Origin of the sequence: Thermus thermamylovorans (assembly GCF_004307015.1) — a bacterium.
Taxonomy (GTDB): Bacteria; Deinococcota; Deinococci; order Deinococcales; family Thermaceae; genus Thermus; species Thermus thermamylovorans.
Map to the genome: position 1 here is coordinate 40353 of NZ_SIJL01000008.1, position 20892 is coordinate 61244.

General features: G+C 66.5%; 19 protein-coding genes, 1 tRNA gene and 1 pseudogene. 11 read left to right on the forward strand and 10 right to left on the reverse strand.

What is annotated here, in order from left to right; translation table 11 throughout:
• Positions 1–114 precede the first annotated feature (114 nt).
• The 3 genes from ETP66_RS07320 to ETP66_RS07330 all read left to right on the forward strand — a co-directional run bounded on the left by ETP66_RS07320 (position 115) and on the right by ETP66_RS07330 (position 4341).
• Positions 115–1905 carry a glycerophosphodiester phosphodiesterase family protein gene (locus ETP66_RS07320; protein WP_201738499.1) on the forward strand — a complete coding sequence of 597 codons (1791 nt, stop codon included), beginning with the start codon at positions 115–117 and terminating at the stop codon, positions 1903–1905.
• 71 nt (positions 1906–1976) lie between these two features.
• On the forward strand, positions 1977–3281 hold the full coding sequence (locus ETP66_RS07325) for a flavin-containing monooxygenase (protein WP_130841986.1): 1305 nt from the start codon (positions 1977–1979) through the stop codon (positions 3279–3281).
• Positions 3282–3363: 82 nt separating this feature from the next.
• Positions 3364–4341 (forward strand): DHH family phosphoesterase, encoded by a 978-nt coding sequence (locus tag ETP66_RS07330; RefSeq protein ID WP_130841987.1) that lies wholly within the window; start codon positions 3364–3366, stop codon positions 4339–4341.
• Here ETP66_RS07330 and ETP66_RS07335 read toward each other — a convergent pair.
• Together ETP66_RS07335 and ETP66_RS07340 are read right to left on the reverse strand one after the other, a co-directional pair.
• Positions 4319–4870, reverse strand: a complete 552-nt coding sequence (locus ETP66_RS07335; protein WP_130841988.1) for a Uma2 family endonuclease — start codon at positions 4868–4870, stop codon at positions 4319–4321. The two genes, ETP66_RS07330 and ETP66_RS07335, sit on opposite strands and share 23 nt — an antisense overlap.
• 9 nt (positions 4871–4879) lie before the next feature.
• On the reverse strand, positions 4880–6100 hold the full coding sequence (locus ETP66_RS07340) for a 2,3-bisphosphoglycerate-independent phosphoglycerate mutase (protein WP_130841989.1): 1221 nt from the start codon (positions 6098–6100) through the stop codon (positions 4880–4882).
• Between the two features lie 57 nt (positions 6101–6157).
• Here ETP66_RS07340 and proS point away from each other — a divergent pair, with 57 nt between their 5' ends.
• From proS to ETP66_RS07365, 5 genes are all read left to right on the forward strand, one after another.
• A complete protein-coding gene (proS, locus tag ETP66_RS07345) occupies positions 6158–7591 on the forward strand; it encodes a proline--tRNA ligase (RefSeq protein WP_130841990.1) in 1434 nt (477 codons plus the stop codon).
• Between the two features lie 88 nt (positions 7592–7679).
• Entirely contained in the window at positions 7680–8345 is a 666-nt protein-coding gene (gene nth, locus ETP66_RS07350) for an endonuclease III (RefSeq protein ID WP_130841991.1), read from the forward strand.
• Between the two features lie 22 nt (positions 8346–8367).
• Positions 8368–9546 carry an MFS transporter gene (locus tag ETP66_RS07355; protein ID WP_130841992.1) on the forward strand — a complete coding sequence of 393 codons (1179 nt, stop codon included), beginning with the start codon at positions 8368–8370 and terminating at the stop codon, positions 9544–9546.
• A 153-nt stretch (positions 9547–9699) separates the two neighbouring features.
• Positions 9700–10914 (forward strand): molybdopterin molybdotransferase MoeA, encoded by a 1215-nt coding sequence (locus ETP66_RS07360; protein WP_130841993.1) that lies wholly within the window; start codon positions 9700–9702, stop codon positions 10912–10914.
• A 75-nt stretch (positions 10915–10989) separates the two neighbouring features.
• Complete coding sequence (locus tag ETP66_RS07365) at positions 10990–12528, forward strand: DEAD/DEAH box helicase (RefSeq protein WP_201738500.1); 1539 nt, start codon at positions 10990–10992, stop codon at positions 12526–12528.
• Positions 12529–12594: 66 nt separating this feature from the next.
• Here ETP66_RS07365 and ETP66_RS07370 read toward each other — a convergent pair.
• Positions 12595–12671 (reverse strand) — tRNA-Arg (locus tag ETP66_RS07370).
• A 110-nt stretch (positions 12672–12781) separates the two neighbouring features.
• Between ETP66_RS07370 and tkt the strand changes: the two genes are divergently transcribed.
• From tkt to rpe, 3 genes are read left to right on the forward strand one after another with little or no spacing between them, the layout of a single operon-like run.
• The gene (gene tkt / locus ETP66_RS07375; RefSeq protein ID WP_130841995.1) at positions 12782–14740 is read left to right on the forward strand and encodes a transketolase; all 1959 of its coding nucleotides are present in this window, start codon (positions 12782–12784) and stop codon (positions 14738–14740) included.
• 55 nt (positions 14741–14795) lie between these two features.
• Positions 14796–15230: a phosphate-starvation-inducible PsiE family protein gene (locus tag ETP66_RS07380; protein WP_130841996.1), complete on the forward strand. Its 435-nt coding sequence runs from the start codon at positions 14796–14798 to the stop codon at positions 15228–15230.
• Positions 15231–15237: 7 nt separating this feature from the next.
• Positions 15238–15903 (forward strand): ribulose-phosphate 3-epimerase, encoded by a 666-nt coding sequence (rpe, locus tag ETP66_RS07385; protein ID WP_130841997.1) that lies wholly within the window; start codon positions 15238–15240, stop codon positions 15901–15903.
• Positions 15904–15936: 33 nt separating this feature from the next.
• On the opposite strand, the gene ETP66_RS07390 is transcribed toward rpe, so the two are convergent.
• The 7 genes and pseudogenes from ETP66_RS07390 to ETP66_RS12555 all read right to left on the reverse strand — a co-directional run bounded on the left by ETP66_RS07390 (position 15937) and on the right by ETP66_RS12555 (position 20892).
• Entirely contained in the window at positions 15937–17439 is a 1503-nt protein-coding gene (locus tag ETP66_RS07390) for a tripartite tricarboxylate transporter permease (RefSeq protein ID WP_130841998.1), read from the reverse strand.
• The gene (locus tag ETP66_RS12540; protein ID WP_130841999.1) at positions 17439–17942 is read right to left on the reverse strand and encodes a tripartite tricarboxylate transporter TctB family protein; all 504 of its coding nucleotides are present in this window, start codon (positions 17940–17942) and stop codon (positions 17439–17441) included. Before ETP66_RS12540 ends, ETP66_RS07390 begins: the two co-directional genes overlap by 1 nt.
• Before the next feature lie 68 nt (positions 17943–18010).
• Positions 18011–18751 carry a tripartite tricarboxylate transporter substrate binding protein gene (locus ETP66_RS12545; protein WP_430731878.1) on the reverse strand — a complete coding sequence of 247 codons (741 nt, stop codon included), beginning with the start codon at positions 18749–18751 and terminating at the stop codon, positions 18011–18013.
• A 239-nt stretch (positions 18752–18990) separates the two neighbouring features.
• The gene (locus ETP66_RS07405; protein WP_161569073.1) at positions 18991–19614 is read right to left on the reverse strand and encodes a class II aldolase/adducin family protein; all 624 of its coding nucleotides are present in this window, start codon (positions 19612–19614) and stop codon (positions 18991–18993) included.
• A complete protein-coding gene (locus ETP66_RS07410; RefSeq protein WP_430731879.1) occupies positions 19601–20323 on the reverse strand; it encodes a hypothetical protein in 723 nt (240 codons plus the stop codon). Before ETP66_RS07410 ends, ETP66_RS07405 begins: the two co-directional genes overlap by 14 nt.
• Positions 20324–20686 (reverse strand): annotated as a pseudogene (locus ETP66_RS12550) (Tm-1-like ATP-binding domain-containing protein); the annotation flags it as partial. It abuts the gene before it with no gap.
• Positions 20665–20892, reverse strand: coding sequence for a Tm-1-like ATP-binding domain-containing protein (locus ETP66_RS12555; protein WP_130842003.1), 228 nt, complete (start codon positions 20890–20892; stop codon positions 20665–20667). The gene ETP66_RS12555 and the pseudogene ETP66_RS12550, both read right to left, overlap by 22 nt.

Consider the following 20892-nt stretch of genomic DNA (forward strand, 5'->3'; position numbering starts at 1 on the left):
TAGGGTGGGGAAAACCCGGGGGAAGACCACGGGTAGGCCGGCCCCTTGCCGGGTGCTCCCTCTGGCCGCCCCTCGTGATCTCGCCCCCCCCGGGGGGAAGGACGGTGAGGCCCCGTGTGGGGATATGAGCTCATCCTGGCCCTGCAGTCCTTGTCCCGGCCCTGGCTGGACGCCTTTTTCCTCCTCGCCACCCAACTGGGCCACCACTACGCCTACATGCTCATCCTGCCCTTCGTCTACTGGGCGGTGGACCGGCGGGTGGGACGGCAGCTGGCGGGGGTGTTCCTGGCCTCCATGTGGCTCAACGGTCTTTTGAAGGAGTACCTGACCCTGCCCCGGCCCGACCCCGCGGTGGTGCGCCACCTGGTGGCCGAGCCCAGCCCGGGGTTTCCCTCGGGCCACGCCCAGGGAGCGGCCACCTTGTGGGGGTATTTGGCCGCCGCCTTCCGCCGGCGGTGGCTCACCGCCCTGGCCGTGGCCCTCATCTTCCTCATCGCTCTTTCCCGGCTCTACCTGGGGGTCCACTTCCCCGCGGACGTGCTGGGGGGTTTGGCCATCGGCCTCGCCCTGGTCCTGGCCTTCCGCTGGCTCCTCGCCCGTTCCTTTGGGGCCCGGCTTTCCTTGGGGCAGCGCCTCGCTCTGGTGGTGGCCGTTCCCCTGCTCCTCTACCCCCTCTACCAGACGGGCACCTCCGAGCAGATCCTGGGCTTTTTCCTGGGGTTCTTCGCCGCCGACCTGGTGGCGGGCCACCTGGTGGCCTACCGGGAACGGGTGCCCCTGGGGCAGCAGGCCCTCAAGCTGGCTGTGGGCTATCTGGGGTTCTTCGCCCTCATCGCCTTGCACGTGGCCTTCGTGCCCGTGGGCCTTCCGGCGGTGCTGGGCTACAGCCTGATCGCCCTCTGGGTGGCTCTGGGGGCCCCCGCCCTCTTCCGCCGCTGGGGCCTGGCGGGGGAGGCACCTGTTCCCCCTGTGGACGCTGGGGCCCGCCGGCGCCTGCGCCCCTATGTGGGGGCGGCCGCCCTGGTTCTGGGCCTGGTGGTGGCCAGCTCCCTTTATGTCCGGTTGGCGGTGCCCCCCGTGTCCCCTCCCCCCGTCCTCCAGACCGAGGGGGTGATGATCATCGCCCACCGGGGCGCGCCGGCCCTGGCTCCGGAGAACACCCTGCCTGCCTTTCAGGCGGCCTTGGAGCAGGGAGCCCACATGCTGGAGCTGGACGTCTGGCGCACCCGGGACGGGGTGGTGGTGGTGATCCACGACGAGACCGTGGACCGCACCACCGACGGCCAGGGCCGGGTGGGTGGGATGTCCCTGGAAGAGCTCCAGAGCTTGGACGCGGGCTACCGGTTCACCCCCGATGGGGGCTTCACCTACCCCTGGCGTGGGCGGGGGGTGCGGGTGCCCACCCTGGAGGAGGTGCTCACCACCTTCCCCGAGGCCCGCTTCCTCATCGAGATCAAGGAGAACGCCCCCGGCATGCCCGAGGCGGTCCTAGCCGTGGTGGACGCCATGGGGGCTCGGGACCGGGTGGTGCTGGCCTCCTTCCACGACGAGGTGATCCGCCGGGTCAGGGAACTGGCCCCCGGGATTCCCACCGGCCACGCCTCCGGGGAGGCCCTGCGCCTGGTGGTGCTCCAGCGGCTGGGGCTTGCGGCCTTCGCCCCGCCCGTGGCCGAGGCCCTGCAGGTGCCCGAGTGGCACGGCCCCTTGCGGGTGGCCAACCCTGGCCTGGCCCGGCTGGCCCGGCGCCAAGGCCTGGCCTTCCACGTGTGGACCGTCAACGAGGTGGAGGACATGTACCGGATCATCGGCCTGGGGGCCAATGGCCTCATCACCGACTACCCGGATCGGTTGCGCCAGGTCCTAGAGGTGCTAGGCCGGAACCGTCCGGAGCACCTTTTTTACTGAGGGGCCTCAGCCCTTGCGGGCCAGGCCGGTTGACCCGGCCGCCGGGTCCTGCTAGAGGTAAGGGCAGAGGGATGTCCGTGTGGGAGGCTTTGGTGGTGGGGGCGGGCCCCTCCGGCCTGGCGGCCCTTCGCCGCCTTAAGGAGGCCGGCCTCCCGGCTCTGGCCTTGGAGAAGCGGCACGACGTGGGGGGTGTTTGGCTTTACGAGGAGGACCCCGAAGGCCACTCCAGCGCCTACCGCACCCTGGTGACCATCACCTCCAAGGCCTGCTCGGAGATGGAGGGGCATCCCTTTCCCCCTGACTGGCCCGACTACCTGCCCCACTCCCTGGTGCGGCGCTACTTCCGCACCTACGCTGAGCGCTTCGGCCTGCTGGGGAGCATCCGCTTCGGGGAGGCGGTGCAGGAGGCCCGCCGCTGCCAAGGGGTGTGGGAGGTGCGCACGCAAAGCGGGCGGGTTTACCGGGGCCGGTACCTCATCGCCGCCTCCGGCCACCACTGGAAGGCTTTCCTGCCCAGCTATCCGGGCCAATTTTTGGGGGAGAGCTACCACGCCCACGCCTACAAGGACCCCTGCCAGCTCCGGGACCGGCGGGTCCTGGTTGTGGGCCTGGGCAACTCCGGCGCGGACATCGCCGTGGACGCCGTGCGCACGGCCAGCGCGGTGGAGGTTTCCCTCAGGCGGGGCTACCACGTTCTGCCCAAGTTCAGCCTCTTCGGGGAGCCCACCGACGCCCTCTACCGCCGCCTGGTGGCACCCCTTCCCCGGCCCCTGCGTCCTTTGCTGGCTGGCTTGCTCCTCCGCCTCCTGGTGGGGCCCTGGGGGCGCTACGGCCTGCCCCAACCCCAAGAACCCCTCTTCTACACCCATCCCCTGGTCAACAGCGAGCTGCTCTACCACCTGCGCCACGGCCGTATCCGGGTCCGGCCGGGCATCGCCCGGCTGGAGGGGCAGAGGGTCCACTTTGTCGACGGCACCTCCGGGGAGTACGACACCCTGATCTGGGCCACAGGGTACGCGGTGGACTTCCCCTACCTGCCCCCTGAGCTAGTCCCCGCCGGGGAAAAGGTCCGCCGTCTCTACCTGCATATCTTCCACCTGGACGAGCCCTCGCTGGTCTTCCTGGGGCTGATCCAGCCGAACGGTTGCCTGTGGAACCTCTCGGAGAAGCAGGCGGCCCTGGTGGCCCGGTACATCCAGGGGAGCTACCGGTTGCCTCCGGATGCGGAGGAGGAGGCCCGGAGGATGTGGGAGGCCCACCGGCGCCGGTACGCCCAAAGCCCCCGTCACCTTCTGGAGGTGGACTGGTACGAGTACGCCGCCCTGATGGACCGTCTGGTGGCCCGACACCCTTTGCCCTCCCCGCCTTTCGCCTGAACTCCACTCCGTTCACAAGGGCGCACCCCCTCGAGCCCCTGCCCATCGGCGATCGATCCCTTTGCGTGATACCGTAGGTCCTATGGACGGGAACGTCCCCGACCCCAAGTACGGGGAGAAGCTGCGCCTGGTGGCCGAGGTCCTGAAGGCGGTGGAGGGCCCCATCTACATCGCCACCCACGTGGACCCCGATGGGGACGCCATCGGGAGCTCTCTAGGGCTATACCGGGCCCTCAAGGCCCTGGGCAAGGAGGCCCGCTGGGTGGCCGAGCCCCCCCGCTTCCTGCGCTTTTTGGCCCAGGAGGAGGAGTACACGCCCCCCCTGGAGCGCCTCCCCCTGGGGGCCACCCTGGTGGTCCTGGACAGCGCCGACCCCAGCCGGGTGGCGGGGGTGCCCCTGGAGGGCTTCGTGGTCAACATCGACCACCACGGCACCAATCCCCGCTTCGGCCACCTGGCGGTGGTGGACCCTTCCAAGGCGGCCACCGCAGAGATGGTGAAAGACCTCATCGACCTCCTGGGGGTGGCCTGGACGGAGGAGATCGCGACCCCTGTGCTCACCGGCATCCTCACCGACACCGGCAACTTCCGCTTCGGCAACACCACCCCCGAGGTGCTGCGCAAAGCGGCGGAGCTCCTCGCCTCCGGGGTGCGCCTTTCCGAGATCACCGACCGCCTGCAGTACCGCTCCCCCGCCTACTTCAAGGCCCTGGCGGCGGTCCTCGCCACCCTGGGCTTCCACTACGGGGGGCTTCTGGTCACCGCCCACCTGCCCGAGGGCCTGGACCTCCCCGAGGAGGACGCCGACGGCTTCGTGGGGGTGATCCGCTACGCCGAGGGGGCGGTGGTGGCCGCCTACCTGCGGCGCAGGGGGGAGGGGGTCAAGGTCTCCCTGCGCTCCCGGGGCGGGGTTTCCGCCCAGAACATCGCCCTTCGGCTGGGGGGTGGCGGGCACGTACCCGCCGCCGGGGCCACCCTGGAGGGGGTGGACCTGGAGGAGGCTTACAGGCGCCTCCTGGAGGCGGTGGCGGAGGAGCTCAGACGGGCGGGGTACCTTTAGGGGGGTTCCAGAGGAACGGGGGGGTTTGCAGGAGGAGGGGAGCCACCGCCTCTCCCCGCTCCACCAGAAGGCGGTGGCGGTAGCGTTTCCCCTTGGGTTCCCGGAAGACCTCCAGGATCTCCCCCTCCGCCACAAGCCACACCTCGGGGATGCCCGCTTCCGCGTAGAGGGGGAGCTTCACCCCATAGTCCAGCTCCCAGGTGGAAAAGCTTACCTCCACCACCAAAAGCGCGTCTTCCCCTTCGGGGAGCTTTCCCCGGTAGAAGTCCTCCCGGGGCCGGAGCAGGGCGAGGTCCGGCTGGGGCAGGGAGTGGGAGGAGAGGCGCAAGGGGTTTTGTACGTAGACCAGGTCCCGCTCCCCGTAGAGCCTTTCCAGGGTTTTGCTCAGGTAGGTGACCAGGCTGGCGTGGCCGCTGCCGATGGGGGCCATTTCGTAAACCTCCCCGTCCAGGAGTTCCAGACGCACCCCCTCCGGGGCCCGTTCCGCGAGGGCCAGGAACTCCTCCACCCGGATGCGGTACCGGAGCATAGCCCCATTTTAGGCTCCGTACTTGAGGAGCCTCCCCGCATGGGCCAGGAGGAGGGGCATGAGCTCCACCCCCCGGAGGTGCCCGAGGCTTCCCCTCTGCGCCTCGCCCTCCGTGAAGCGCCGGGCCTCGTCCTCGCGCAGGTGAGGGGCCTTGAGGAGGAGGGGCACGGGGTGCCAGGAATGGGCCCTTAGGAGGGCGGGGGTGGAGTGGTCCCCGGTGAGGGCCAGAACGTCCGGCTTTAGGGCAAGGATTTCCGGAAGAAGGGCGTCAAAGCGCTCGACCTCCCCCACCTTGCCCCAGAAGTCCCCGTCCTCCCCCTTGGCGTCGGTCTTCTTGAAGTGCAGGTAGAAGAAGTCGAAGCGCTCCCAGTTCTCCTTGAGGGCCCCAAGCTTCCCCTCGTGGGCGTCCCCCTCCCCCTCCACGGGGAGAACCTCCATGCCCACCAGGGCGGCGAGGCCCCGGTACATGGGGTAGCTGGCGATGGCCGCCGCCTTCAGCCCGAAGACCTCCCCCACCTTGGGGAAGGCGGGTTTGCCGGAGGCCCCGCGGAAGAGGGCCCCGTTCAGCTTGGGCTCGTCCCGCAACACCTGGCGGATGCGCTCGGCAAGCAGGTTCACCACCCGGGTGGTTTTGGCCGAGGCCCCGTCCAGGGCCTGGGCTTCCAGGGGAGGAAGCCCTGTCTTTTGGGGGTCGGTGTCCGTCACCCCGTCCCCTAGCCCCTCCCCCCGGAGGACCACCAGGAAGCGGTGCTCGCTTTCGGTATAGAAGTGCACCTCCACGTCCTCTATCCGGGGGATGGCCTCCCGCAGCCTGGCCACCACCCGGGCGTTCTCCTCGGTGCTGGGCCGCCCCGCCCGGCGGTCCAGGACCACCCCTTCCGGGCTCAAGGTGGCGAAGTTCCCCCTTAGGGCCACGTCCCCCTCGCGGAAGTCTGCCCCCAGGCCCAGGGCGCTCAGGGCCCCCCGGCCCACCACGTAGCGGAAGGGGTCGTAGCCGAAGAGGGCCAGGTGGCCGGGGCCGCTTCCGGGGGTGAGGCCCGGGTGGACGGGGGTGAGGAGGCCCAGGGCGCTTTCCGCCGCCAGGCGGTCGAGGTTGGGGGTCTTGGCGGCCTCCAGCTCCGTGGGCCCCCCGGGTTCCAGGGGGAGGCCCCCCACCCCGTCCAGAACCACCAGGAGGATCTTGGCCTCGCTCTTCTGGTGCAGCTCCCTTAGAACCGGGAAAAGGTCCATGGGGCCATTTTACCGGGGGTGGGGAGGGCCCCCTCTCCTGGGGTAAGATGGGCGGGTATGGCGAAGGAGAAGGGCCTCACGCCGCAAAGCCAGGACTTCAGCGAGTGGTACCTCGAGGTGATCCAGCGAGCCGAGCTCGCCGACTACGGGCCGGTCCGGGGCACCATCGTGGTCCGACCTTACGGCTACGCCCTCTGGGAGAACATCCAGGGGGTTTTGGACCGCATGTTCAAGGAGACGGGGCACCAGAACGCCTACTTCCCCCTCTTCATCCCCATGAGCTTCCTGAGGAAAGAGGCCGAGCACGTGGAGGGCTTTTCCCCGGAGCTCGCCGTGGTCACCCACGCCGGGGGGGAGGAGCTGGAGGAACCCTTGGCGGTGCGCCCCACCTCGGAGACGGTGATCGGCTACATGTGGTCCCGGTGGATCCGGAGCTGGCGCGACCTGCCCCAGCTTTTGAACCAGTGGGGGAACGTGGTGCGCTGGGAGATGCGCACGAGGCCTTTCTTGCGCACCAGCGAGTTCCTGTGGCAGGAGGGGCACACCGCCCACGCCACCCGGGAGGAGGCGGAGGAGGAGGTGCGGAGGATGCTTGGCATCTACGCCAAGCTGGCCCGGGAGTACGCCGCCCTTCCCGTGATCGAGGGCCTCAAGACCGAGAAGGAGAAGTTCGCCGGGGCGGTCTACACCACCACCATCGAGGCCATGATGCGAGACGGCAAGGCCCTCCAGTCGGGCACCAGCCACTACCTGGGGGAGAACTTCGCCCGGGCCTTTGACATCAAGTTCCAGGACAAAGACCTCCAGGTGAAGTACGTGCACACCACCAGCTGGGGCCTTTCCTGGCGCTTCCTCGGAGCCATCATCATGACCCACGGGGACGACGGGGGGCTCATCCTTCCCCCCCGCCTGGCCCCCATCCAGGTGGTGGTCGTGCCCATCTACCGGGAGGAAAGCCGGGAGCGGGTGCTGGAGGCGGCCCTGGACCTCAAGAGGCGCCTCCTCCAGGCGGGGCTTCGCGTCCACCTGGACGACCGGGACCAGCACACCCCGGGGTACAAGTTCCACGAGTGGGAGCTCAAAGGGGTGCCCTTCCGCATCGAGCTCGGCCCCAAGGACCTCGAGGCGGGGGAGGCCGTGTTGGCCAGCCGCCTGGGGGGCAAGGAGCGCCTTTCCCTGGGGGCTCTTCCCGTCCTCTTGCCCGAGAGGCTGGAGGCTTTCCACCAGGCCCTCTACCAGAGGGCCCTGGACTTCCGGGAGGCCCACATCCGCAGGGTGGACACCTACGAGGAGTTCCAGGAGGCCGTGGGGGAAGGGTTCGCCCTGGCCTTCCACTGCGGGGACCGGGCCTGCGAACGGGCCATCCAGGAGGAGACCACCGCCACCACCCGCTGCGTGCCCTTTGAAGCCGAGCCGGAGGAGGGCCTTTGCGTGCGCTGCGGGAGGCCTGCCGCTTACGGCAGGCGGGTGGTCTTCGCCCGGGCCTACTGATACCCTCCCGCGCCGGGGTTCGCTCCCTTCTTTCCCCGGGGCCCCTTTTGCGCCCAGGCCAGGCTTCCGGCGCGGGGGCCGTTGTAGATTGGGGGGCGTGGACTGTCCTAGGGAGGGGCTCAAGGAGAAGCGGGAGCGGGCCCTCGCCATCCTGGAGGCCCTGAAGCGGGCCTACCCCGGAGCGAAGACCGAGCTCCGGCACAATAGCCCCTTCCAACTCCTCGTGGCCACGGTGCTCTCCGCCCAGGCCACGGACAAAAGCGTGAACGAGGCCACCCCCGCCCTCTTCGCCCGCTTCCCCGACGCCAAAGCCCTGGCGGAGGCCACCCCGGAGGCGGTGGAGCCCTACATAAGGCGCATCGGCCTCTACCGCACCAAGGCCAGGAACCTGGTGGCCCTGGCCCGGAGGCTCCTGGAGGCGCACGGGGGGGAGGTGCCCAGGGACAAGGAGGCCCTGATGGAGCTGCCCGGGGTGGGCTGGAAGACGGCCACCGTGGTCCTAGGAGCGGCCTTCGGGGTGCCGGGGATCGCCGTGGACACCCACGTGGCCCGCCTGGCCAAAAGGCTCTGCCTCTCCCGGGCCAAAACTCCGGAGGGGATCGGGGCCGAGCTGGAGAGGCTTTTCCCCGAGGAAGACCAGGTCTTCGTCCATCACGCCCTGGTCCTCCACGGGCGCTACCTCTGCACCGCCAGGAGGCCCAGGTGCCCCGCCTGCCCCCTGGCCCCCCACTGCCCGAGCCGCCAAGAGGGGTAGCCCCCCGGCCGAGGGACCTTCCATGGACCGCATCCTCGCCGCGCCCGCCCACCGCTTCCTCCTGGCCAGCGCCTTCTGGTCCTTCGGGGCCAACCTGGTCTACTTCTTCCTCAACTTCCACCTCGAGGCCCTGGGCTTTGGCCGCCAGGCCATTGGCCTGGCCCAGGCCCTCCTACTCCTCACGGGGGTGGTCTTCGCCCTGCCCCTGGCCTACCTCATCCCCCGGCTGGGCTACCTCAGAAGCCTCCGCCTCGCCCTGGCTCTGGCGGTGGGGGGCGGCCTCCTCCTGGGCCTGGGCCTTTGGGTCTTTCCTGGGCTCGGCCTCTACGGCCTGGCCGGGGCCTTCCTGCAGGGGGCGGCGGCCCCCCTCCTCGCCCGGCTGGTGCCCCCAGAGAGGCGGGTTCTCCTCTTCAGCCTGCAGGCGGCCCTCACCACGGCCACGGGCTTCTTCTCCACCCTCCTGGCGGGCCTCCTTTCCGACGCCCTCGGGGCGCGGTGGGTCCTCCTCTTCGCCCTGCCCTTCTTCCTCCTGGCCCTGCCCTTCCTCCTGGGCCTCCCCGAGGGCCGGGGGGAGCCTCCCCGGCTCCGGGGGCGGTTTGGCCTCTGGTTCCGCCTCTTCCTCCCCCAGGTGACCATCGGCTTCGGGGCGGGCCTGGTCATCCCCTTTCTGAACCTTTACCTGCGGGAGCGGTTCGGCCTCAGCTACGGGGCCACGGGGTTTATCTTCGCCCTCTCCGCCCTGGCCACGGGGGTGGCCATGCTCCTCCAGCCCCTCCTGGCGGCCCGCCTGGGGAAGCTGGGGGCCATCGTCTTCGTCCAGGCCCTCTCCCTGCCCTTTCTGGCCATCCTGGCCTGGGCCCCCTGGCTGCCCCTGGTCACCCTGGCCCTCCTGGTGCGGGGGGCCCTCATGAACGCCGCCGGGCCCGTCTACGCCGCCCTGGTCATGGACTACCTGGAGGACGGGGAGCGCCCCGGCTTCTTCCTGGTGGAGGCCGCCCTCTGGGGCCTCCTCTTCGCCCTGGGGAGCGCCCTTTCCGGCCTGCTCCAGGAGGCCCTGGGCCTCGCCGCCTTCCACTACCTCTTCGCCGCCACCTTGGCCCTCTACGCCTTCGGCATCGCCCTCTGGCCCTGGGCCTTCCGGGGCCTCCGGGGTCTTGGGGAAGAGGGCAGGGCCCCCGCGGAGGCTCAGGGCAGACCCTAGGGTAGGGAATGGGACCCAAGGCGCTGGGCCAAGGCGGTGTCCGCCCCTTGCGCAAGGGGGCATAGCCTGGGGACGGCCTGGCCCTTGCCCCGCTCCCGGGAAGCGGTGGGGGCGGGGGCTTTGCACCTTTCCCGCCTGGCCTAGACTGGGGGTATGCGGGCGAACCTCAGCGTGGAAGAGGCCCTGGAGCTGGTCCTAGCCGAGGCCCGGGGGGAGCCCGGCGTGGAGGAGCTTCCCCTGGGGGAGGCCCTGGGCCGGGTGCTGGCGGAAGACCTGGCCTCCTTGGCGGACCACCCCGACCAGGACGACACCGCCATCGACGGCTACGCCTGCCGGGAGGCGGACGCCCTAGGGGCTTCCCGGGAAAGCCCGGCGCGCCTCCGGGTGATCGGGGAGTCCCCCGCGGGGAGGCCCTTCAGGGGACGGGTAGGGCCGGGCGAGGCAGTGGCGGTCTACACGGGGGCCCCCATCCCCGAGGGGACGGACGCGGTGGTGCGGGTGGAGGACACCCGGAGGGAGGGGGACGAGGTCCTCCTCTTCGCCCCTGCGAGCCCCAAGGACATAAGGCCCAAGGGGGACGACCTCAGGCGGGGGGAGGTCTACCTCCGGCGGGGGGACCTCCTCACCCCCGGCAGGCTCGGCCTGGCCGCGGCCATGGGCCACCCCCAGGTGCGGGTCTTCCGCCCTCCCCGGGTGGGGATCCTCTCCACCGGGGACGAGGTGGTGGAGCCGGGAGAGCCCTTGCCCTATGGTGGGGTCTACAACTCCAACGCCTACAGTCTCCTGGGCCTGGTGCGGGAGGCGGGGGGGGAGCCGGTCCTCCTGGGCAAGGTGGAGGACGAGCCCCAAAGGGTGCTCGCCCGCCTGGAAGGGGCGGGGCGGCTGGACCTCCTCCTCACCTCGGGGGGGGTGTCCATGGGGGAGTACGACGTGGTGCGCAAGGTCTTGGAGGAGCGGGGAGAGGTCCTCTTCTGGAAGGTGAAGCAACAGCCCGGGGGGCCCTTGCTCCTTGCCCGTCTGGACGGGCTTCCCGTCCTGGGCCTGCCGGGGAACCCGGTGTCCAGCATGGTGACCTTCTTCCTCTACGGGAGACCCTTCCTCTACAGGCTCCTCCGGCGCACCGAGCCCCCTTACCGCGCCCTTAGGGCCAAAGCCCTCACCCCCTTCCGCGGGGCAGCGGGCAAGAAGGTCTTCCGCCGGGGGATCCTCTCCTTTGAGGGAGAGCTCGTGGTGCGCACCACGGGGAACCAGTCGAGCGGGGTGCTCCGCTCCATGGCCCTGGGCAACGCCCTGGTGGTGATCCCTCCGGACCAAGAGGTGCGGGAGGGGGAGGCGGTGGAGGCCATCCCCTTGACATTCGTGCTCTAGTTCACTAAGCTTAGAAGGTTTACGGGCTTTACCCCTCCTCCTTGGGCGCGGGTGGGGCCCGGGAAGCGAGAGAGCATGGAGTTCAAAGACTTTCCCCTGAAGGACGAGATCAAGGAAGCCCTCCTGCGGCGGGGCATCACCGCCCCCACCCCCATCCAGGCGGCGGCCTTGCCCCTGGCCCTGGAGGGCAGGGATCTCATCGGCCAGGCCCGCACCGGCACCGGCAAGACCCTGGCCTTTGCCCTGCCCATCGCCCAGGGCCTCGAGGCCTCCTCCGAGCGGGGCCGCCCCCCCAGGGCCCTGGTCCTCACCCCCACCCGGGAGCTGGCCCTCCAGGTCTCCGGGGAGCTGCAGGCGGTGGCCCCCCACCTCAAGGTGGTCACCGTGTACGGGGGCACCGGCTACGGCAAGCAAAAAGACGAGCTCCTCCGGGGGGCAGACGTGGTGGTGGCCACCCCCGGGCGGGCCCTGGACTACCTGAAACAGGGGGTTTTGGACCTCTCCCGGCTGCGGATCGCCGTCCTGGACGAGGCGGACGAGATGCTCTCCATGGGCTTTGAGGAGGAGGTGGAGGCCCTTCTTTCCGCCACGCCCCCTGAGCGCCAGACCCTCCTCTTCTCCGCCACCCTGCCCTCCTGGGCCAGGAGGCTCGCCGAGCGCTACATGCGCGCCCCGGTGGTCATCAACGTGGTGCGGGAGGAGGGGGTTACCTACCAGGAGGAGGCGGTGCCCGCCCCTGGGGACCGCCTTTCCCTCCTCTCCGACCTCCTTTACGTGAAAGCCCCCAAGCGGGCCATCGTCTTCACCCGCACCAAGGCGGAAACGGAAGAGGTGGCCACGGGCCTCCTCCGCCTGGGCCATCCGGCCCGGGCCATCCACGGCGACCTCTCCCAGACGGACCGGGAAAGGGTGATGCGGGCCTTCCGCGAGGGGGAGGTGCGGGTCCTGGTGGCCACGGACGTGGCCGCCCGCGGCCTGGACATCCCCGAGGTGGACCTGGTGGTGCACCACCGCCTCCCCGACCGGCCGGAGACCTACCAGCACCGCTCCGGGCGCACGGGCCGCGCGGGGCGGGGGGGTGAGGTGGTGATCCTCTACGGACCTCGGGAAAGGCGGGAGCTTTCCGAGCTGGAACGGGCGGTGGGGCGTACCTTCCGGCGGGTAAACCCCCCTACACCCGAAGAAGTCCTGGAGGCCAAGTGGCACCACCTCCTGGCCCGGCTCGCCCGGGTGCCGGAGCGGGACTACAAGCTCTACCTGGACTTCGCCGGGAGGCTCTTCGCCGAGGGGCGGGTGGAGGTGGTGGCGGCCCTCATGGCCCTCCTCCTGGGCGGGGCCCCCAGGGAGAAGAGCCTCCTCACCGGGGAGGAGGGCTGGCTCACCTTCAGGGCCACAGGGGCCAGGCTCACCCTGCCCCGGCTCGTGGCCCTGCTGAAGGAGAGGGGCCTCGAGGTGGGCAAGATCGCCCAGGGAGAGGAGGCCCTTTACGTGGATCTGCGCCCGCAGGACCTCCCCCGCCTGGCCGAGGTGCCGGGGGTGAAGCTGGAGCGGGCCCGGCGGGTGGAAGCCCTGCCCGAGGCGCCCGCCCATAGCCGCCGTCCCATGCGCCGCTAAAGCCCTGGTGGGGGTTAAAGGCCTTCCCCCCTCGCCACCGAGGGGGGAAGCCTTGCGTTTTGGCCCTGGTGCGCCCGGAGGGATTCGAACCCCCGACCTAGGGCTTAGGAAGCCCCCGCTCTGTCCTGCTGAGCTACGGGCGCCCGCGCCTTGTGGGATTCTAGCATTCTCAGAAGGCGGAGGCAACCCGTCCCTTCCCGGTATAGTCTTCGGGTGGGCGGGGGCCCGGCCCAGGGTCCCGCCGGAGGAGACCATGACTGAGCCCAAGGACCTCGAGGCCCTTTCCGTGAACGCCATCCGGTTTTTGGCCATCGATGCCGTGGAAAAGGCCAAAAGCGGCCACCCTGGCATGCCCATGGCCATGGCGCCCCTGGCCTATCTCCTCTTTCACGAGGCCATGCGCCACAATCCCCTGGACCCCTCTTGGCCCAACCGGGATCGCTTTGTCCTTTCCGCCGGGCATGGGTCCATGCTCCTTTACGCCATCTTGCACCTCACGGGCTATGACCTCTCCCTCGAGGAGCTCAAACGCTTCCGCCAGTGGGGCTCCAAGACCCCGGGGCACCCCGAGTACGGTCACACCCCGGGGGTAGAGGTGACCACCGGTCCCCTGGGCCAGGGGATCGCCACCGCCGTGGGCCTGGCCCTGGCGGAGAGGAAGCTCGCCGCGGAGTTCAACCGCCCGGGTTATGAGGTGGTGAACCACTACACCTACGTGCTGGCCTCGGATGGGGACCTGATGGAGGGGGTTTCCGGGGAGGCCAGCTCCTTGGCGGGGCACTGGCGGCTTTCCAAGCTCATCGTCTTCTGGGACGACAACCGCATCTCCATCGACGGTCCCACGGACCTGGCCTTCACCGAGGACGTCCTCCTGCGCTTCCGCGCCTACGGCTGGCAGACCCTCCGGGTGGAGGACGCCAACAACCTCCAAGCCCTCCGCCACGCCCTCCGCCTGGCCCAGCTGGACGAAAGGCCCTCCCTCATCGCCGTGCGCAGCCACATCGGCTTCGGTTCCCCCAAGCAGGACTCCCACAAGGCCCACGGGGAGCCCCTGGGGGTGGAGGCGGTGGCGGCCACCCGGAGAAACCTGGGCTGGCCCTACCCTCCCTTCGAGGTGCCCGAGGAAGTCTACCGCCACATGGACATGCGGGAGAAGGGGAGGGCCTGGCAAGAAGCCTGGGAACAGCTGCTGGTAGCCTACGCCCGGGCTTATCCCGATCTTTACCAGGAACTTTCGCGCCGCCTAAAGGGCGAGCTCCCCTCTCTACCCGAGGAACCCCCAACCTTTGACAAACCCATTGCCACGCGGGCTGCCAGCGGCAGGGCCTTGGACGCCATCGCCTCCCGGATGCCCGAGCTTCTGGGGGGAAGCGCCGACCTCACCCCCTCCAACAACACCCAGGCCCAGGGCATGGCGGGTTTCTCCCCCCAAAACCCCACGGGACGGTACATCCACTTCGGGGTAAGGGAGCATGGGATGGGGGCAATCCTCAATGGCCTGAACCTGCACGGAGGCTACCGGGCCTACGGGGGCACCTTCCTGGTCTTCTCCGACTACCTGCGCCCCGCCATCCGCCTGGCCGCCCTCATGGGCACCCCCACGATCTTCGTCTTCACCCACGACTCCATCGCCCTGGGGGAGGACGGCCCCACCCACCAGCCCGTGGAGCACCTCGTGTCCTTGCGGGCCATGCCGGGCCTCTGGGTGATCCGCCCTGCGGACGCCTACGAAACCTTCTATGCCTGGCACGTGGCCCTGGGGCGGAAGGAGGGCCCCACCGCCCTCGTTCTCACCCGGCAGGCGGTGCCCCTCCTTTCCCCGGAAAAGGCCAAAGGAGTCCTTAAAGGAGGCTACGTCCTGGAGGATGCGGAAGACCCCGAAGGAGTCCTGGTGGCCACGGGTAGCGAGGTGCATCTAGCCCTGGAGGCCAGGGCTCTCCTGGCCGAGAGAGGCCGCCGGGTGCGGGTGGTGAGCCTGCCCTCCTTCGAGCTCTTCGCGGCCCAGCCCCAGGCGTACCGGAAGGAGGTCCTCCCGCCAGGCCTCCCCACCCTGGCGGTGGAGGCGGGGGCCACCTTGGGCTGGGAACGCTACGCCCATAAGGCGGTGGGCCTGGACCGCTTCGGGGCCAGCGCTCCCTACCCCGAGGTCTACGAGAGGCTGGGCTTCACCCCAAAGCGGGTGGTGGAGGCCTTTCTGGACCTTTTGGAGTAGGCACACCGCCCCGCGCCCTCTTTTGCAGAAGCACCTCTCCCGCTATCCTCCCCCTATGGACAGGCTGCAGGCCTTCTTTCCCCTGGCGGAGCGCGCCATCTACCTCTTCGCCGGGCTCATGGTCATCCTAGGGGCGGCCTACCTCCTGGGGAGTGCCTTGGTGGAGGGGACCGAGCTCCTCTTCCAAAGGCAGGGGGATCGGCTGGCCATCTTCCTCCTGGACCGGGTGCTCCTGGCTCTGATGATGGCGGAGATCCTTTACACCGTCATGCGCTTCGCCAAGGAGGGCCAGCTCCAGGTGGAGCCCTTCCTGATCATCGGCATCATCGCCGGGGTGCGGAGGATTCTGGTGGTGACCGCCGAGGGCCTACAGAAGTTCCCCTTCGCCCTGGACCACCCGGGTTTCCAGGCGGTTTTGGCGGAGCTTTTGCTCCTCTCTCTCATGATCCTGGCCTTGGCCTGGGCCTACCGCCTGGTGCGGAAGGTATAGTGGCCCTGTGCGCTTTGCGGCTTCCATCCTCACGGCGGACCTGACCAGGCTAGGGGAGGAGATCCGGGAAGCGGAGGCGGCCGGGGTGGACTGGATCCACCTGGACGTGATGGACGGGGTCTTTGTCCCTAACCTCACCTTCGGGCCTCTCCTGGTGGAGGCGGTCCGGCGGGTCACGGCCTTGCCCCTGGACGTGCACCTCATGATCGTGCACCCGGAGCGCTACCTGGAGGACTTCGCCCGGGCCGGGGCCGACCTCATCACCATCCACTTCGAGGCCACCCCCCACGCCCACAGGGCGGTGCAGAAGGTGAAGGAGCTCGGGAAGAGGGCGGGGCTGGCGGTGAACCCTGCCACCCCCTTGGAGGCCTTCGCGCCCCTTCTGCCCGAGCTGGACCTGGCCCTCCTCATGAGCGTGAACCCAGGGTTTGGGGGGCAGAAGTACATCCCCGCTGCCACGGGGAGGTTGGGCCGCCTCAAGGAGATGCGGGACCGGCTGAACCCCGGCTGCCTGATCGAGGTGGACGGGGGTGTGAACAAGGACACGGTGGGGGAGGTCTTTGGAGCGGGGGCGGACGTGGCGGTGGCGGGGAGTGCCCTTTTCAACGAGCGTTCCCTAAGGGAGAACCTGGGGGAACTGAGGAAAGCCCTGATCCGCCTGAAGGGTCCGTAAAAGGGCTTATCTCAGATCTAGCTGTGCCCTACTTTAAGAAAAACCCCGCTTTCTCTGGAGTGCTCTAAGATACTCTCCCCTGAGGCTAGCGAAAAGGGCCGCAGTGGCGACCAGCAAAAAGAGAAGAGCTATGGGGCGGTTAAGAAAAATTCCTAGATCACCTCCGGATAAGGTTAGAGCCATGCGCAGGTTTTGTTCCAGTGGTCGGAAAAGGATGATGGCAAGTAAAAGGGGAACTACGGGAAAGTTAAAGCGTTGAAAGACAAACCCCAGGACGCCGAAGAGGAGCATCAGGCCAACATCAAAAAAGTTGTTGCGGATGCTGTATGTCCCGAGAAGCACCAGGGTAGAGATAAGAGATGCCAAGTATGGGCGCGGTAGGTTCAGGGCCAGCAAAAGGAGTCTGGCTCCTAGCAGAGCTACCAGGGAGGTCAGCAGAATAGCCAAGGCTACCACGGCAAAGATCTCGTAGACAAAAGTGGTGTTTTGCTGGAAGAACAAGGGTCCCGGAGCCAGACCGTGAATGATCAGTGCTCCCAGAAGGACCGCTGTCACGGGATCCCCGGGAATCCCAAGGGTTATGAGGGGCATCAGCGCTCCCGGACTGACTGCGCTGTTGGATGCCTCGCAGGCCACCACCCCTTCCGGAGCCCCCTTTCCTAGCAAGGTCCGCCGCTCGCGTGGGAGCACACGGCGTATCGCTCCATACGCAAGGAACACCGCGATTGGCCCCCCCGTTCCCGGGATAGCGCCTACCATCGTACCAATAAGGGCACCTACCGCTGCGACCCGGACCATGGACCATGAGAGGGCACGTTGAAGGAGTTGCCTTACACGAAAGGGCATGGGTTTTACGAATACGTCTTTTCGACCGCCGAGCGCCTGTACCAGCTGAGGAAAAGCAAAGAGACCTATGAGGGCGATAAGAAAAGGAATCCCATCCTGTAGCTCTAGCTGCCCAAGGGTGTACCGAGGAACTCCCGTAACGGGATCCAAACCCACTAGTGCCAGGGCTGCACCGATGCCTGCGGAAAGAAGGCCTTTGAGGAGGTTACCGCTGCTGAAGACGATGACCAAGGTTAAAGCGCTAAGGATTAGCATTGCGACTTCCGGAGGGCCAAAGCGTATGGCGAAGCTGGCGACGACAGGCGTGAAGGAAACCAAAACCAAGAATCCCAGGACACCCCCGAACAGAGAGCCGATGATGGCCAGGAAGAGGGCCAGGTCGGCTTGACCCTTCTGGGCCAGGGGGTAACCGTCCAGAGCCGTTCCCGCTGCCGATGGCGTTCCGGGCATGTTAAGGGTTATGGCGGAAAACGCGCCTCCAGTAAAGCCGGCTACGTAAGTTCCGAGGAGGAGGGCGATAGAGGCTTCAGGAGAGAGGTAAAAGGTAAAAGGTAGAAGCAAAACCATGGTTAGGGTGATGGTGATTCCGGGCAAGGCGCCACCCAAGAGGCCGAGGACAATGCCAATTAGCAGCGAGATTAGCGTTGGCAAAGTAACTACATTGGCTAGCGCGTGCCCAAGCTCTACCATTACCTTCCCCCGATACCCGGCACGGGAACTCCAAAAACCTCGTGAAAAATCACATAGAGACCTATAGTGATTCCGATAGACCAGAACAGCGGCTGCGTAGGCCGATGGGCTAACCTGACCCCACAGAAGTGCAAGACGAGGAGGATATAGGGGGGAGTGGCGATTAAGAAGCCCAACTGGTGGATTCCTAGAGTGTAGAGCCCGGTGAGCCCTACAAGGAGGAATAGGGTTCTCCAGTTACTTTCTTTCCCTGGATCCTGATCCAAGGTCGAAGAGGGTTTGCCCCTGCGGGCGTTCCAGGCTTCAATGGCATTAATAAGGGTATAAGTTGCGAAAAGAAGGGCCAGGATCCCACTCACCAGCAGAGGCACGAGACCAGGGCTAAGATAGGTGGGCGAAAACCCCCCCAAAAGGTCCAGAGCCCCCAGGCCATACCAAATGGCGAAGGCCATTCCGGCTATACCCAAGGTCAGCTCGGAGAGATTCCCCCGATGGACAGGCATCTTTTGGGAGCCCCCTTTCACTTTATTTTCTCCGGCCCGCCCCCTCCTACATGTCTGAGAGACCTGGCCTAGCGGCCTGCTCCTAACGCGGAACGGATCACGAAGTCTTGTTGGTCCAAATAAGCAGCAAAGGCTTGGGGGCCCATGTAGCGGGGGATAAAAGAGTTGCGTTCGCCGAAGTGCCGCCACTCAGGATCTCCCGCTGCCCTTCGGACTGCTTCTGCCAGGATCTGGATCCTTTCTGCAGGTATGCCCCGAGGCCCAACCAATCCCCTAAAGAGTTCAAGGCTTAAGTTGAACCCCAAATCTCTGAGTGTGGGCGCTTCTGGGACTGCAGGATCCCGTTCCCTAGTGGTAACCACCAGAACGCGGAGCTGGCCAGCTTTGACGTGTTCTATGGCCTCGGGGATCGGTAAGGAGGCCACTTCGACGTCCCCCCGAAGCAAAGCGGGTACCCGCGCACCTGATCCCAAAGGGACACGTACAATCTGAATTCTGAGGGCATTGGCTACCGCAATGGCGGCCATGTCTGTACCACTTCCTACCCCCGCGGTAGCGACCCGTACCCTTCCTGGGTTGGATTGGGCAAAGCGGGCCAAGTCTTCCAGCGTTCTCCAAGGAGCGTCTGTCCGAATCACCCAAGCCATGGCCTGGACAGAAACCATGGCTATGGGAGTAAGCTCCCTATGGGAAAAGGGCATTGTGCCCATACGGTAATTGGTCAGCAGCGCAGGCGAAGCCCAAGCGACGGTATAGCCATCTGCGGGTGAGGTGCGTAGGAAAGCGTAACCCACGGCCCCCCCCCCCACCGGGCCGGTTAACGGGCACCACAGGCTGCCCGATTTTGGCTTCCAGAAGACGGGCGAAAACTCTGGCTTCGATGTCCGCCGAGCCCCCCGCTTCGAAGGGAATAACAAGGTTCACTGGCCTTGAGGGAAAGCGTTCTTGGGCCCATGCCCAGAGAAGAGCTATCCCTACACCTAAGAGTGTCGCCAAAAAAACCGTCTTCTTCATCCCGCATCCCTCCTCTTCGACATCAGTCCAAGCACTAACGGGGGACTTCCGGATATCCACCGCGTGCTAACGTACTTAAGAGGGCGATTTTGGCGGCATCTTCCAACAGATCCGCAAGGTAGAAGGCTTCTGCAACAGAGCGCCCTAAGGTTATGGAGCCATGGTTCTTGAGCAGATAAGCCCAAGCGTTCGGGAATAGCCCTATACCTTTCTGTACGATGTTATGCAACATCTCCGATCCCGAAGGCGCATAGTCCAAACAAGGCACGTAGCCAAACCGGGCTTTGGCGCCATCTACCACTAAGGGGAGGGGCGAACCCCAAGTGGCAAAGGCAGTGGCATGGGGGGGGTGAAGGTGAAAAACGGCTTTGACTTCTTCCCTGAGGCGATAGGCTGCCAAATGCATTCCCAACTCTTTAGAAGGGGTCAGATTGCTTGCTTTATCCACAAGTTCGCCATCGAGATTTACCGCTATCAGGTTGCGAGGTGCCGTATCCCTTAGGGAAACGCCGCTGGCGGTGATCAAAATCAGCTCTTCACCGGGGACACGGGCGCTCACGTTCCCTCCTAAACCGGCAATCAGCCGCCGCTCCCAGGCCAGTTTTGCGAAACGGCATAGCTCTTGTTTAATTTCCTCGATGCCTTTACCCTTTGGCACGGCCCCCCCCCAAAAACTTCCTGAGTTCTGAAATGGCAACCTTGACCACTTGAGAGGAATTGATGGGGGCATTGAGAATATGCAAGTGGTGTCGGCTGCTGAGGTTCGACTGCACGGTGCGCACAAAAATCTCTATTCCCTCCGGGTTCCAAAAGGGCCCCCCTTCTTCCCCATACTGGGAAAAGCCTTTCAAAGGAATAATAAGTGCAACGGGGCCGCGAGCAGGGTTTAGGCGGTGGCACAGAGCCTCAGCCACGCGGGCGAATTCTTCCGTCTTCAAAGCGACGTTCGCGTTAAAGGGGTTGTGTAGAAGTGTCTTCCGATCCCTTAGGTGTTCTGGGATCGTTGATGGGGCTCCAAAAACATAGTAATCTAAACCTCCAACCGAAACCACCATGGGGAGCCCGAGTTCGGCTGCAGCCTGTAACCTCCCTGGCTGAGTGGGTGTGTAAATGTCGTAGCCAAGAGCCTCACCCACCAGCTCGTGGGTAGTGAGGTCAAGTACGGCGGAGAACCATCCGGCCCGAATGAGGTCTTCCATAGCTGCTCCCCCCGCTCCCGAGGCGTGGAAGACTACGCCTTCCATTCCCAGGACGGGGAGCTGCTGGAGGCAGTTTTCCACCAAGGGGGTGGTGTTGCCCAGAGCGGAAAGGGCTACTAAGTTTTTAAGGTCTGGGGAAGGCAACAGCGCACCCCAGGATCTCGCCATTTGGAGCAGACTTGTTGCGGCTCGGGATAGGATTTGCCTACTTAGCTGATTAGGGCCACCCACAAAGTCAACAACGGAAAAAATGACAAAGATATCTCGTGAGCCGACGAATGGCCTTATATTCCCTGACGCCACAGTGGACAGCAAGATTTTGGGTACACCCAAGGGTAAGGCTTGGAGGGCGGTGCCGCCTGCAGCGCTTCCTTGATTTCCTCCCAAGGCAAGCGCACCCTGGATCAGGCCTGCTGACCAGAGCCGGACCAGGACTCGGCCCGCACCTTTCCCCATCGCGGCAATGGCCTCGGCCCTGGAAAGCTTGCTCAGCTCTTCCAGGGTAAAGCCTACTGCCCCCCTTTCGGATATTCAATGCATACCCCCTTGACAAGCCAAANTACTGCATTAGCTACTTCTTCCCGCGAAACGCTGGGGGAAAAGGGAGGGGATCGGTGGATGCCGATATCTACCAAGTAAGGTTGAGCGCCTTGATCCTCGAGGACATCGCGTAGGAAGGCGGCTTCCCAGCCCTTAGTATCTAGGGTTGCCACAATGGCCAAGCCGATCCCCCCCAT